Source organism: Polynucleobacter sp. MWH-Adler-W8, assembly GCF_001889925.1.
GTDB lineage: Bacteria > Pseudomonadota > Gammaproteobacteria > Burkholderiales > Burkholderiaceae > Polynucleobacter.
The window spans coordinates 159,255-171,697 of sequence record NZ_LZFI01000003.1; the positions used below are offsets into that span (position 1 = coordinate 159,255).

Here is a 12,443-nt window from a genome sequence, read left to right on the forward strand (position 1 = left end):
TATGTCTAATAGCCCTACACAAATTCAACTGATTCAGCCGGACGATTGGCATTTGCACATTCGTGATGGTGAAGTGATGAAAGATGTGTTGGCAGACACTGCGCGTCAATTTGCGCGTGCGATCATCATGCCCAATCTCAAACCACCAGTAACTACTGTGGATTTGGCTAAGGCCTATCAATCTCGCATTGAATCGAATTTAAAGTCTCTGGGTGTCAGTGACTTCACGCCTTTGATGACTTTGTATCTCACTGACAATACTTCTGCAGATGAGGTTCGTAAGGCCAAGGCTGCAGGCATTGTAGGTTTTAAGTTATATCCAGCAGGTGCAACGACGAATAGTGACGCCGGTGTCAGTGATCTTAAACATTGCCATGCGGCATTAGAAGCGATGCAAGCTGTTGGTATGCCGCTCTTAGTGCATGGTGAAGTAACCAGCTCTGAAATCGATATCTTTGATCGTGAAGCGGTATTCATTGATACGGTTTTAGAGCCTCTTCGTAAAAAATTTCCTGAGCTCAAGATTGTGTTTGAGCACATCACTACCAAGCAAGCAGCCCACTATGTGCGTGATGCAGCAACGGGTGGAAAGAATACGATTGCAGCCACGATTACTCCGCAGCATCTACTCATGAATCGCAATGCTATTTTTGCTGGTGGCATTCGTCCACACAATTATTGTTTACCTGTGCTTAAGCGCGAAGAACATCGCGTTGCACTTTTAGAGGCTGCGACCAGTGGTAACTCTCGTTTCTTCTTGGGTACGGATAGTGCGCCTCATGCTAAGGACGTCAAGGAGGCAGCTTGTGGTTGCGCGGGTTGTTACAGCGCCTTTAATGCTTTAGGTTTATATGCAGAAGCATTTGAGAGTAATGGTAAGTTAGACCGGTTAGAAGGCTTTGCTAGTTTCTTTGGCCCTGATTTTTATTCTCTGCCACGCAATAGCAAAAAAATTACTCTGGTAAAGCAAGCGCAAAGCATCCCTGCTGAATTGCCATTGGGTGATGCCACTATCGTTCCGCTGCGTGCTGGCGAAACCATCGCCTGGTCACTCGTTTAAAAAACACGAATCATTACTTTCTTAGCCAAATTGGCCCGACTGCGTTAGACTGCAGGCGCAGAGTCAATTGGGCAATCGCCGCCTCTTTATTGAGGGGGAGGAAAGTCCGGACTCCATAGGGAAGGGTGATGGCTAACGGCCATCCACGGCGACGTGAGGAATAGGGCCACAGAGACGAGCGTATTTAGTTACGGTGAAACGCGGTAACCTCCACCTGGAGCAATCCCAAGTAAGCAGGCGATGAGGCGTCCCGCTGAGTCTGCGGGTAGGGAGCTTGAGCCGTCAGGTAACTGCCGGCCTAGAGGAATGATTGCCCCTAGATGCAAATCTAGGCGACAGAATCCGGCTTATCGATTGACTCTGCACTTATTCCGCAATGATTTCGACGCTGTAGGTCAGTTCTGCAGTTTTAGCCAACATGGTCGTAGCCGAGCAATATTTTTCATGTGAGAGCTTTACGGCGCGATCTACTTTTGCCTGGTCGAGATCTTTTCCTTTGACCGTAAAGTGCAAATTGATCTTAGTGAAGACTTTAGGGTCCTCTGTAGCTCGCTCAGCTTGGAGGGCTACTTCACAGCCACTAATGGCCTGACGGGCCCTTTGTAGGATTAAAACCACATCAAATGCAGAGCAACCGCCGGCACCGGCCAAAAGCAGCTCCATTGGCCTTGGGGCTAGGTTTTTACCGCCAGCTTCAGGGGCACCATCCATGTTTACGAGGTGGCCACTGCCAGTTTCTGCAGAAAAAGCCATCCCGCCATTACCCAACCAACTTACTCGACATTCCATTATTAGTGACCCCTAACTTACTAAATTAATCAATATTATCAATAGTTTACCTATTTTATGGGAAATCAAGTTGCTGCACAGCAACATAAAAAAATTGATTTTGATCAATATTCTTGCGTCGCACCATGCATATGGATACAATAACCATGTTGGTAGTCAGTCTTGTATAAGACTGCGACTTACCTCCCAGTGTCTCCTCCACCCAAACATAGGTGGATTCCAACCCAGGACTCGTTCCTGGGTTTTTTTTAGGTTACAATTCAAGGCTTTACTGAATTACCGAGCCGGTCAGCGGTAATTTGTTGTACCAAGTAAATTGCAGAATCTGCGAGCTTGCAAACATAAGCAGGGCCAAGGTGGATGTAATTTGGTTGGGGTAATTTTTTTGACTATAACAATTTGAGAAATCATGAAAACTTTTTCTGCAAAATCCCATGAGGTAGTGCATGAATGGTTCGTGATTGACGCTACGGACAAAGTCCTCGGTCGTGTCGCCAGTGAAGTGGCACTCCGTCTACGCGGCAAGCACAAGCCTGAATACACCCCACACGTTGATACTGGCGACTTTATCGTTGTCATCAATTCATCTAAGCTCCGTGTCACAGGCACAAAAGGCTTGAACAAAATTTATTACCGTCACAGCGGATACCCAGGTGGTATTAGCTCGACCAACTTCGACAAGATGCAAGACCGTTTCCCAGGTCGCGCTTTGGAGAAGGCTGTGAAGGGTATGTTGCCAAAAGGCCCACTAGGCTATGCCATGATCAAGAAATTGAAAGTTTATGGCGACGCTAATCATCCGCACACGGCTCAACAGCCTAAAGCGTTAGAGATTTAAGGAACCCAAATGGCTATTAATTACGGAAATTGGAATTACGGTACTGGTCGTCGCAAGAGTTCTGTGGCGCGTGTATTCATTAAATCTGGCAAGGGCGAAATCATTGTTAATGGTAAGCCTATCGATGCCTATTTTGCTCGTGAAACATCACGCATGATCGCTCGTCAGCCTTTGGCTCTCACAGCCCACTTAACGACCTTTGATATCAAAGTAAACGTTTCTGGTGGCGGTGAAACTGGCCAAGCTGGTGCAGTTCGTCACGGCGTTACTCGTGCATTAATCGACTACGACAACGCCTTGAAGCCAGCCCTGTCTAAAGCAGGTTTGGTAACTCGCGATGCTCGTGAAGTTGAGCGTAAAAAAGTTGGTCTGCACGGCGCGCGTCGTCGTAAGCAGTTCAGCAAGCGCTAATTCTTTCAGTCGCTCAAGTTTTATCGAAAGGGTCGCGCAAGCGGCCCTTTTTGTTTCTACAATTGAGGTATTCAGAAGTTTTAAAAGAAACTTCTCATGATCGGTATTTTGGAGAATGGCATGATTAAAGTTGGCATCGTAGGTGGCACTGGATATACCGGAGTGGAATTGTTGCGTTTATTGGCGCAGCATCCTGAGGTAGAGCTCACTGCAATTACTTCTCGCACAGAAGCTGGCATGCCAGTGGCTGAGATGTTTCCATCTTTGCGTGGCCGTGTTGCTCTCAAATTTACGACGCCAGATGAAGCCAAGCTGAATGAATGTGATGTGGTGTTCTTCGCAACTCCACATGGCGTTGCAATGGCACAAGCAAAAGAATTGCTCGCTAACAATGTGAAGATTTTGGATCTTGCCGCAGACTTTCGTTTGAAGGATATTAAAGAATTTGCAAAGTGGTACGGCATGGAGCACACCTGCCCAGAAATTTTGGCTGAGGCTGTTTATGGTTTGGCAGAGATTAATCGTGAGGCCATTAAGAAAGCGCGCATAGTTGGTTTGGCGGGTTGCTATCCAACATCAGTGCAGCTAGGTCTAGCGCCTTTGCTGTCACCTAAATCGACTGGCGGCAAACACCTTATCGATGGCACGCATATTATTTCTGATTCGAAGTCAGGCACTTCTGGTGCTGGCCGGAAAGCAGAGATCGGCACTCTATTGTCTGAAGCAAGTGATAACTTCAAGGCCTATAGCGTGAAGGGGCATCGCCATCTCCCTGAAATCGAACAGGGCTTGAAGGCAATCGCCGGCCATGATCAGATCGGTTTGACTTTCGTACCGCATTTAACGCCGATGATTAGAGGTATTCATTCGACTTTGTATGTCCGTTTGACTGAGGCTGGTAAAGACGTTGATTACCAAAAGCTTTATGAGAACTTCTATCAGGATGAGCCATTTGTCGATGTCATGCCGGCGGGTAGCCATCCAGAGACGCGTTCTGTGCGGGGTAGCAATGGTATTCGGATTGCGATCCATCGTCCAGGCGGCGGTGATACTTTAGTTATTTTGGTAGTTGAGGACAATTTGGTGAAGGGCGCTTCAGGCCAAGGTGTGCAGTGTATGAACCTGATGTTTGGGTTACCAGAGACTATGGGCCTTACCCAGATCGCTGTTTCCCCATAATGACCCTTCAGCAAACTGGGCATTAAAAGCCTAAAATAAGAAATTGCCTTTTGAATTAGGAGTAAATCATGACCGAATTAGCTACACAACCTGCACAAGATTTAGCCGAGCCGCCAACCCCATTGGTGTTCACGGATAGCGCTGCTGCGAAAGTGGCGGACTTGATTGCTGAAGAAGGCAATCCAGAATTGAAGCTGCGCGTATTCGTTCAAGGTGGCGGTTGCTCAGGATTTCAGTATGGCTTCACATTTGATGACGCTGTGAATGAAGATGACACTCTCTTTGAAAAGAATGGCGTTACCTTGTTGGTAGATTCAATGAGCTTCCAATATTTAGTTGGCGCTGAGATTGACTACAAAGAAGATATCAACGGCTCACAGTTTGTAATTAAGAATCCGAATGCGCAAACTACTTGTGGTTGTGGATCTTCTTTCTCTGCTTAATTAAAAAAGAACTTAATTAATATTTAATTAAACAGCGAAGTTAAGCTGGGTAACAAGCGCCTAGAATTCTAGGACCCTTCGCTCCCGTAACGGCTGGCAAATTTGCTGGCCGTTTTTCTTTATGAGCCCACGCTAGCCATGCAAAAGCAAGGCCTTCCACAAGTTGCGGATCAATTCCTGCGGATTCACTCGTAGTAATTTCTAATGGCTTTTTGAAGAAATTCTGCGACTTCACTTTGAATAAATTCATCAAGGCATTATTTTTAGCGCCGCCTCCACAGACAATCAGCTTCTGGGTTTGCGGGGCATAACGGGCTAAAGCTTCGAGGGCGGAGTACGCTGTCAAATGTAGCAAGGTCGCTTGCACATCTTCACAAAGATAATTTGCACCACTCAATTTTTCTTGCACCCAAGCAAGATGAAAGTTATCCCTGCCAGTGCTCTTAGGCGGTGCCTTTGCAAAGAAAGCGTCATCTAACATTTTTTTCAGCAGTGCTTCATTGACCTTGCCTTGTAATGCCCAGTTGCCATTCTCATCAAAGGCATTGCCTTGATGCTCATATATCCAGGCATCCATCAACATATTTCCAGGGCCGCAATCAAAGCCGGTCACTTCACCATCTTTAGGGAGCAGCGTGAGATTAGCGATGCCACCAATATTGAGGATCGCTAAATTTTTATCTTCTACAAATTGCTGCGCATGAAAGGCTGGTACTAATGGAGCGCCATGTCCACCAGCAGCTAAATCACGACTTCTAAAGTCAGCAACAACATCAATGCCAGTCTTTTCTGCCAAGAGAGCGGGATTCAATGTTTGATGTGTATAAGCCATATCACCTAGATGAGGTTGGTGGCGAATAGTCTGACCATGTGCGCCGATGGCGGCGATATCAGAAGGCTTTAGATTTGCTTTTTGGAGCAGCTGGCCAATGGCTTCTGCATAAGCCAAGGCCAAAGCATTTCCTGCCTGTTTTTCTCGGTGAAGCTCATTTGGGCCAGGGCTTTGAAGCTCGGATAGGGTCTTGCGGAGCTCCGCTGAGAAAGGGGCGCTAATGGCGTCTAGCGCACTAGCTTCCCCATTAGCCCCTATCTTCGCTAGAACAGCATCTATCCCATCCAGGCTGGTGCCAGACATTAGGCCGATATAGAGGGAATGGAGTTTGTTCATTTAGCTCTCAGGAATGCGACAATTATGCTTTAGCAATTTAACTACTAATTTAACTGAATCAGCAATCCGAATCAGCATGACGGCTAAACCAGAACAAAAATATCCTTTGACCCCTGAAGTCTTTGCGGCGCTCGAAGTCACCAAACGTGGCTGCGATGAGCTATTGGTTGAGGCAGACTGGGTTCAGAAACTGGCTCGTAGCCAAGCTACCAAGACTCCACTCAGGATTAAATTAGGTTTAGATCCTACGGCTCCTGATATTCATCTGGGTCATACCGTTGTTTTGAACAAGTTGCGCCAGTTACAAGACTTAGGTCATACCGTAATTTTCTTGATCGGTGATTTCACCAGCATGATTGGCGATCCATCAGGTCGTAACGCTACCCGCCCTCCATTGACCGCAGAAGAAATCGCAGTCAATGCAGAGACTTACTATCGTCAAGCGAGTATGGTGCTCGATCCTTCTAAAACCGAAGTGCGTTACAACAGCGAGTGGTGTGATCCTTTGGGCGCGCGCGGCATGATTCAGTTGGCTGCTAAACATACTGTTGCTCGTATGCTCGAGCGTGATGACTTTACGAAGCGCTATCGCAATGGTGTGCCTATTTCGATTCATGAGTTTTTATATCCACTCATGCAAGGCTATGACTCCGTTGCACTGAAGAGTGATTTAGAGCTTGGTGGTACGGACCAGAAGTTCAATCTTCTAGTTGGTCGTGAACTCCAGCGTGAGTATGGCCAAGAGCCTCAATGTATTTTGACGATGCCACTACTCGTTGGTCTTGATGGTGTTGAGAAGATGAGTAAGTCTAAAGGCAATTACATTGGTATCAGCGAGCCTGCTGGCGATATGTTTGGCAAGCTCTTGAGCATTTCGGATGATTTGATGTGGGACTACTTCACATTACTGTCATTCCGTCCAATGGCTGAGATTGATTTGATGAAGCAAGAAGTTGCTGCAGGTCGCAATCCAAAAGATTGCAAAGTACTTCTCGCACAAGAAATCGTTGCACGCTTCCATTCACAAGCTGCTGCCGAAAAAGCACTAGAAGACTTTAATCACCGCGCTAAAGGTGGCGTACCTGATGACATTCCAGAAGTAAATCTTTCTGGGGCGCCTATGGCAATCGCCAATCTTTTGAAGGCTGCAGGTCTTGCTCCATCTACATCTGAAGCGATGCGCAATATTGAGCAAAACGGCGTAAAGATTGATGGTGTAACCGTTGCTGATAAGCAATTAAAGGTTGAAGCTGGAACTTACGTAGTGCAGGTTGGTAAGCGTAAGTTCGCCAAAGTAACGCTAGCTTAAATATCCAAGCTAGCACTTCCGCTAGGCGGAGTTAATCCAAAGTGTTCATAGGCTTGACGGGTTGCCACTCGGCCGCGTGAAGTTCTTTGTAGGTAGCCTTGTTGAATGAGATAAGGTTCAAGAACATCTTCAATGGTGTCGCGCTCTTCACCGATGGCTGCTGCCAAGTTATCGATACCTACCGGGCCACCATCAAACTTGTGCAAGATCGCTTCTAAGAGTTTTCTGTCCATCACATCAAAGCCACTTGGATCCACGTCCAGCATCTTGAGTGCAGCGTCGGCCATAGCCTTAGTAATGGTGCCGGTGCCCTTTACTTCTGCATAGTCACGTACGCGGCGTAATAGACGGTTAGCAATACGAGGAGTGCCACGAGCACGCTTTGCAATTTCTACGGAGCCTTCTGGATCGATATCAGCCTTAAGTAAGCTAGCTGAGCGATTAATGATTTTAGTGAGTTCTTCAGTCGTGTAGAACTCGAGTCTGGCCACAATACCAAAACGATCACGCAATGGATTGGTCAGCATGCCGGCACGAGTAGTTGCGCCGATCAGGGTAAATGGTTTGAGATCAATCTTCACGCTGCGCGCTGCAGGGCCTTCGCCGATCATGATATCTAGGCTGTAGTCCTCTAGCGCGGGATACAGAATTTCTTCCACAACTGGAGATAGACGATGAATCTCATCAATAAAGAGAACATCGTTTTCTTCTAGATTTGTTAGTAAGGCAGCAAGATCGCCAGGCCTGTCTAGAACAGGGCCGCTCGTTTGGCGCATGTTCACACCAAGCTCTCTTGCAATAATGTGAGCAAGAGTTGTTTTACCAAGTCCAGGAGGCCCAAACAAGAGAACGTGGTCTAAGGCTTCTTGGCGCGCTCTCGTAGCGCTGATGAAAATCTCTAATTGTGCTCTGGCCTTAGTTTGGCCAACATACTCATCGAGTTGTTTAGGGCGAAGGGCTCTTTCAAAGACGGCTTCAGTATTGCCTGCTGCACCGCTCACAATGCGGGCATTACCTTCCGGTAAATCTTCAGGAATAGAGCTGAGGTCGTCTGTATGTATTGCCATGCTGAGAGTTTAGTGCCGTTTGACTATTAAGCTTTAGATAGATACTTCAATCCCATACGGATTCCATCGGAAACACTGGTATCGGGCGGGATTTGCTTGAGTGCCAAAAGTGCTTCTTTTTCTGAATAGCCCAGAGCAAGGAGGGCTTGTAACACTTCACTGCTAGCCTCAATTGCCTGAGGTTTGTCACCTGTAATGCCTAAGTCTGGAGCTAGCTTGCCTTTGAGCTCTAGGCAGAGACGCTCAGCAGTTTTCTTGCCGATACCAGGCACCTGAGTGAGGCGCCCAGCTTCTTGAAGTGCAATGGCTTGGGCTAGTTCATTAACACTCATGCCGGAAAGAACTGCGAGTGCTGTGCGTGAGCCGACGCCACTAATCTTGATGAGCTGTCTAAATGCTTCACGCTCAGTTTCAGTAGCAAAGCCAAAAAGTTGCTGCGCATCTTCGCGAACTTGAAAATGTGTCAATAGGGTAATCTTTTGACCAGCCTGAGGTAGTTGATACAAAGTGCTCATAGGCACATCAACCTCATAACCAATACCTTGGCAATCGACTAAAAGGCGAGGAGGGTGAACTGAAACGAGGGTACCTTGAATGCGACCAATCATGTAGAGATCTTAACCTGTGATGTGTATTGTTACTTGCTACGTTTCTTAGGCGTTAGCTTAGGTGCTAAAGCTGCAGTAATTGCTTTTGGCATCTGCGCATGATGGGCGGCGCAGATGGCAACGCCTAGTGCATCAGAGGCGTCAGTCCCTGGGGCGCGGCTCAGTCTGAGAAGACGCTTGACCATTTCTTGGACCTGAGGCTTAGCTGCTCTACCAGTGCCAACAATGGACTGCTTGACTCTTAAGGCGCTGTACTCAGCTACCGGGAGTTTTTCTGAAACGAGAGCGGCAATAACAGCACCCCGTGCCTGACCCAACATGAGTGTGGAACGAGGATTGACGTTTAAGAAGACTTCTTCGATCGCAGCAGACTCTGGTCTATAGGTCTCCAGAACTTCCTTAACACCGGCATAGAGGGTGCCTAAGCGTTCAGGCAGGCCTTTAGCTGGATCGCCACTTTCAATCGTCCCCGAGGCTACGTAGGTCAGCTTTTGGCCATCGACATCGATGACTCCAAAACCAGTAGTCCGTAAACCTGGGTCGATTCCTATCCAGCGCATGAGTTTGTTTATGGCTTCTTGTTTTCTTAGTGACGGAAGTGACGTGTGCCAGTAAAGATCATGGCGATACCATGCTCATTTGCTGCCGCAATGATTTCATCATCACGCATACTGCCACCTGGCTGAATGGCGCAGCTTGCGCCACCATTCACAACGACATCTAAGCCATCACGGAACGGGAAGAAGGCATCGCTTGCTACTGCAGACCCTTTGAGGCTTAAGCCAGCGTTCTCAGCCTTGATGCTAGCCATGCGCGCAGAGTCTACGCGGCTCATTTGACCGGCACCGATACCAAGAGTCATTCCATTAGCGCAATACACAATGGCATTGGATTTCACAAACTTGGCTACGCGCCATGCAAACATCATGTCGTGCATTTCGCTTGGGGTTGGCAGACGCTTACTGACAACGCGCATTTCACTTTCGAGAACATTCTTAGCATCAGGAGATTGCACCAGCAAACCACCGCCAACACGTTTGAAATCAAAGGTATTAAATGCAGTACCCAATGGAATTTCTAGAAGACGTACATTTTGTTTCGCAGCAAAGATCGCTTTAGCTTCATCACTAAAGCTAGGGGCAATCAATACTTCCACGAATTGCTTGGAGATGGCTTCAGCTGCAGTGCCATCGCAAGGCACGTTAAAGGCAATGATGCCGCCAAAGGCGGAGCTCGGATCGGTTTTGAAGGCTTTTTGATAGGCTTCAAGGGCTGAAGCACCAACAGCTACGCCACAAGGGTTGGCATGCTTGATGATGACGCAAGCTGCAGCGCCACCGGCATTGCCAGTAAAGCTCTTAACGCATTCCCAGGCAGAATCTGCATCGGCAATATTGTTGTAAGAAAGTTCTTTCCCTTGCAACTGCTTGTAATTTGCTAATGCGCCATCGACGGGGTAAATATCTTTATAGAACGCTGCAGACTGGTGTGGATTCTCGCCATAACGCATCTCTTGTACTTTTTCAAAGGCAAAGTGCAAAGTTTCTGGGTAGGCAGAACGGGCTTTGTGATCAAGATCATCACCTAATGCTGAGAGATAGTTAGCAATCGCACCATCGTATTGCGCGGTATGTGCAAATACTTTTTTCGCTAAAGCCAAGTTGGTTTTGTAAGAAACGACATTCTTATTGGCCTTCATTTCAGCCAAGACTGGAGCGTAATCTTCAGGTGAAATCAGCACGGTGACATCTTGGTGATTCTTTGCAGCGGCACGCAACATGGCTGGACCACCGATATCAATGTTTTCGACCGCATCTTCGAATGAGCAGTTTTCCTTAGCGACTGTTTCATTGAAGGGGTAAAGATTAATCACGAGCATATCAATGGTGTCTATGCCATGCTCTTTCAGGGCTGCCATATGCTCTGGAAAATCTCTACGAGCTAATAAGCCGCCATGCACCATTGGGTGGAGGGTCTTAACGCGACCATCCAGCATCTCCGGAAATTTCGTTAAAGAAGAAACTTCGACAACAGGCAGATTGTTTTCGGCCAAGAGTTTTGCTGTGCCGCCAGTAGAAATGAGCTTAATGCCTTGTTCGTGGAGGGCTTTAGCAAAAGGCACGATGCCATTTTTATCGGAGACGGAGAGTAGGGCTGTACGGATCATGGTTTTCGGAGCTTAATTTAAAAAATGGCTTTGTTATTAGTAAAGTTTGCGCTTACTTCAGAAGTTGATGTTCAACCAACTTCTTGTGCAGGGTGTTGCGATTAATGCCCAGATACTGCGCTGCCAGTGATTGATTTTGCTTGGCATGCTGCATCACTAATTCCAGCATTGGTTTTTCAACAACAGCCAATACCATGTCATAGATATCAGTTGGTGCAGTTCCTTTGAGGTCATTCAGATAACCCTGCAATTGGGTTTCAATACATTCGGTAATCGGGTGCTTATTGGTCATAACAATCTATCAATGCAAAAACAAAAAAATAAATAAAGAAACTAAACTCAGTTAAAGCTATGCCGCTTCCAAAAATAACAAGCGGTCAGAATGGGATTTCATTTCGTCAAAATAATCATTGACCATTTGCAGTTGGGTTTTGCAATCGTCGGCAGTATTCATACGCTGGCGGAAGGCATGGGAGTCACGCAACCCTTTGCAGTACCAGCCAATATGCTTACGAGCAGTACGCAGGCCAATATGCTCACCATAAAACTCGTAGTGGTCTAAGAGGTGTGCATTCATGATGCCCTGAATCTCATTGATCTCAGGGGTCGGAAGCTTGCCGCCGGTTTCAAGATAGTGGTTGACTTCACGGAAGATCCAAGGACGGCCTTGAGCGGCTCGTCCAATCATGATGGCATTGGCACCAGTGAGCTTTAAAACTTGCTCCGCCTTTTCTGGGCTGGTGATATCGCCATTAGCCACAACCGGAATGCGCACACTATTTTTGACTGCGGTAATCGTTTCGTACTCTGCTTCACCGTGATACAGGTCTGCTCTCGTACGGCCATGGACCGTCAGCATGGAGATGCCGGATTTTTCTGCAAGACGCGCTATCTCAATAGCATTCTTATGTTCGCGATCCCAGCCCGTACGAATTTTCAAAGTCACTGGTACTGCATCTGGTCCGATACCAACGGCATTCACAACTGCTTCTAGAATTTGCTGGACCAAAGGCTCATCACGCAATAGGGCGGAACCTGCGGCAACATTGCATACTTTCTTTGCGGGACACCCCATATTGATATCGATAATCTGGGCGCCGTGATCTACGTTGATTTTTGCCGCTGCCGCCATCATTGCTGGATCAGCGCCAGCAATTTGAACGGCAATCGGTTTGAATTCACCAACATGATTCGCGCGACGTTGCGTTTTTTCACTTTTCCAAAGCAAGGCATTTGAGGCGACCATTTCAGAAACTGCATACCCGGCCCCCAACTTCTTACATAGCTGTCTAAATGGGCGATCCGTTACCCCAGCCATCGGGGCCACAAATAACTTATTTGCGAGGAGGTGAGGACCAATATTCATCTAAAAGGGCGCGTGCGGAAAGCATGACACTTTAGCAC

General features: G+C 47.3%; 14 protein-coding genes and 1 other RNA gene. 7 read left to right on the forward strand and 8 right to left on the reverse strand.

Going from position 1 to position 12,443, the window contains the following annotated elements; genetic code table 11:
- Window position 1: 1 nt before the first annotated feature.
- Window positions 2-1,060, forward strand: coding sequence for a dihydroorotase (gene pyrC, locus AOC28_RS04225; protein ID WP_072582723.1), 1,059 nt, complete (start codon window positions 2-4; stop codon window positions 1,058-1,060).
- A gap of 59 nt (window positions 1,061-1,119) precedes the next feature.
- Window positions 1,120-1,426: RNase P RNA component class A (gene rnpB, locus AOC28_RS04230), an RNA gene on the forward strand.
- Here rnpB and AOC28_RS04235 read toward each other — a convergent pair.
- Entirely contained in the window at window positions 1,427-1,849 is a 423-nt protein-coding gene (locus tag AOC28_RS04235; RefSeq protein ID WP_072582724.1) for an OsmC family protein, read from the reverse strand.
- 409 nt (window positions 1,850-2,258) lie between these two features.
- On the opposite strand from AOC28_RS04235, the gene rplM reads away from it, so the two are divergent.
- From rplM to erpA, 4 genes are all read left to right on the forward strand, one after another.
- Window positions 2,259-2,687: a 50S ribosomal protein L13 gene (rplM, locus tag AOC28_RS04240; protein WP_072582725.1), complete on the forward strand. Its 429-nt coding sequence runs from the start codon at window positions 2,259-2,261 to the stop codon at window positions 2,685-2,687.
- Between the two features lie 9 nt (window positions 2,688-2,696).
- Window positions 2,697-3,098, forward strand: a complete 402-nt coding sequence (gene rpsI / locus AOC28_RS04245) for a 30S ribosomal protein S9 (protein ID WP_072582726.1) — start codon at window positions 2,697-2,699, stop codon at window positions 3,096-3,098.
- Between the two features lie 120 nt (window positions 3,099-3,218).
- A complete protein-coding gene (argC, locus tag AOC28_RS04250; protein ID WP_072582895.1) occupies window positions 3,219-4,277 on the forward strand; it encodes an N-acetyl-gamma-glutamyl-phosphate reductase in 1,059 nt (352 codons plus the stop codon).
- 68 nt (window positions 4,278-4,345) lie between these two features.
- Window positions 4,346-4,720: an iron-sulfur cluster insertion protein ErpA gene (gene erpA, locus AOC28_RS04255; RefSeq protein WP_068319574.1), complete on the forward strand. Its 375-nt coding sequence runs from the start codon at window positions 4,346-4,348 to the stop codon at window positions 4,718-4,720.
- 40 nt (window positions 4,721-4,760) lie between these two features.
- Here the strand turns inward: erpA and AOC28_RS04260 are convergent, their stop codons facing one another.
- Window positions 4,761-5,888 carry an anhydro-N-acetylmuramic acid kinase gene (locus AOC28_RS04260; protein ID WP_072582727.1) on the reverse strand — a complete coding sequence of 376 codons (1,128 nt, stop codon included), beginning with the start codon at window positions 5,886-5,888 and terminating at the stop codon, window positions 4,761-4,763.
- 76 nt (window positions 5,889-5,964) lie between these two features.
- On the opposite strand from AOC28_RS04260, the gene tyrS reads away from it, so the two are divergent.
- On the forward strand, window positions 5,965-7,197 hold the full coding sequence (gene tyrS / locus AOC28_RS04265; protein ID WP_072582896.1) for a tyrosine--tRNA ligase: 1,233 nt from the start codon (window positions 5,965-5,967) through the stop codon (window positions 7,195-7,197).
- On the opposite strand, the gene ruvB is transcribed toward tyrS, so the two are convergent.
- Genes ruvB through dusB form a run of 6 tightly spaced genes read right to left on the reverse strand, consistent with a single transcriptional unit; the run spans window position 7,194 to window position 12,405 of the window.
- Window positions 7,194-8,264: a Holliday junction branch migration DNA helicase RuvB gene (ruvB, locus tag AOC28_RS04270; protein ID WP_072582728.1), complete on the reverse strand. Its 1,071-nt coding sequence runs from the start codon at window positions 8,262-8,264 to the stop codon at window positions 7,194-7,196. The two genes, tyrS and ruvB, sit on opposite strands and share 4 nt — an antisense overlap.
- A 26-nt stretch (window positions 8,265-8,290) precedes the next feature.
- Entirely contained in the window at window positions 8,291-8,872 is a 582-nt protein-coding gene (ruvA, locus tag AOC28_RS04275) for a Holliday junction branch migration protein RuvA (RefSeq protein WP_072582729.1), read from the reverse strand.
- A gap of 29 nt (window positions 8,873-8,901) precedes the next feature.
- Window positions 8,902-9,432: a crossover junction endodeoxyribonuclease RuvC gene (gene ruvC / locus AOC28_RS04280; protein WP_072582730.1), complete on the reverse strand. Its 531-nt coding sequence runs from the start codon at window positions 9,430-9,432 to the stop codon at window positions 8,902-8,904.
- 26 nt (window positions 9,433-9,458) lie between these two features.
- Window positions 9,459-11,039 (reverse strand): bifunctional phosphoribosylaminoimidazolecarboxamide formyltransferase/IMP cyclohydrolase, encoded by a 1,581-nt coding sequence (gene purH / locus AOC28_RS04285; protein WP_072582731.1) that lies wholly within the window; start codon window positions 11,037-11,039, stop codon window positions 9,459-9,461.
- A gap of 52 nt (window positions 11,040-11,091) precedes the next feature.
- On the reverse strand, window positions 11,092-11,331 hold the full coding sequence (locus tag AOC28_RS04290; protein WP_072582732.1) for a helix-turn-helix domain-containing protein: 240 nt from the start codon (window positions 11,329-11,331) through the stop codon (window positions 11,092-11,094).
- 57 nt (window positions 11,332-11,388) lie between these two features.
- The gene (dusB, locus tag AOC28_RS04295) at window positions 11,389-12,405 is read right to left on the reverse strand and encodes a tRNA dihydrouridine synthase DusB (protein WP_072582733.1); all 1,017 of its coding nucleotides are present in this window, start codon (window positions 12,403-12,405) and stop codon (window positions 11,389-11,391) included.
- Window positions 12,406-12,443: the final 38 nt, after the last annotated feature.

What these genes read in the sequence shown, in the direction of transcription:
- pyrC (WP_072582723.1), top strand. Translation starts at nt 2, where the DNA reads ATGTCTAATAGCCCTACACAAATTCAACTGATTCAGCCGGACGATTGG.
- AOC28_RS04235 (WP_072582724.1), bottom strand. Translation starts at nt 1,849, where the DNA reads ATGGAATGTCGAGTAAGTTGGTTGGGTAATGGCGGGATGGCTTTTTCT.
- rplM (WP_072582725.1), top strand. Translation starts at nt 2,259, where the DNA reads ATGAAAACTTTTTCTGCAAAATCCCATGAGGTAGTGCATGAATGGTTC.
- rpsI (WP_072582726.1), top strand. Translation starts at nt 2,697, where the DNA reads ATGGCTATTAATTACGGAAATTGGAATTACGGTACTGGTCGTCGCAAG.
- argC (WP_072582895.1), top strand. Translation starts at nt 3,219, where the DNA reads ATGATTAAAGTTGGCATCGTAGGTGGCACTGGATATACCGGAGTGGAA.
- erpA (WP_068319574.1), top strand. Translation starts at nt 4,346, where the DNA reads ATGACCGAATTAGCTACACAACCTGCACAAGATTTAGCCGAGCCGCCA.
- AOC28_RS04260 (WP_072582727.1), bottom strand. Translation starts at nt 5,888, where the DNA reads ATGAACAAACTCCATTCCCTCTATATCGGCCTAATGTCTGGCACCAGC.
- tyrS (WP_072582896.1), top strand. Translation starts at nt 5,965, where the DNA reads ATGACGGCTAAACCAGAACAAAAATATCCTTTGACCCCTGAAGTCTTT.
- ruvB (WP_072582728.1), bottom strand. Translation starts at nt 8,264, where the DNA reads ATGGCAATACATACAGACGACCTCAGCTCTATTCCTGAAGATTTACCG.
- ruvA (WP_072582729.1), bottom strand. Translation starts at nt 8,872, where the DNA reads ATGATTGGTCGCATTCAAGGTACCCTCGTTTCAGTTCACCCTCCTCGC.
- ruvC (WP_072582730.1), bottom strand. Translation starts at nt 9,432, where the DNA reads ATGCGCTGGATAGGAATCGACCCAGGTTTACGGACTACTGGTTTTGGA.
- purH (WP_072582731.1), bottom strand. Translation starts at nt 11,039, where the DNA reads ATGATCCGTACAGCCCTACTCTCCGTCTCCGATAAAAATGGCATCGTG.
- AOC28_RS04290 (WP_072582732.1), bottom strand. Translation starts at nt 11,331, where the DNA reads ATGACCAATAAGCACCCGATTACCGAATGTATTGAAACCCAATTGCAG.
- dusB (WP_072582733.1), bottom strand. Translation starts at nt 12,405, where the DNA reads ATGAATATTGGTCCTCACCTCCTCGCAAATAAGTTATTTGTGGCCCCG.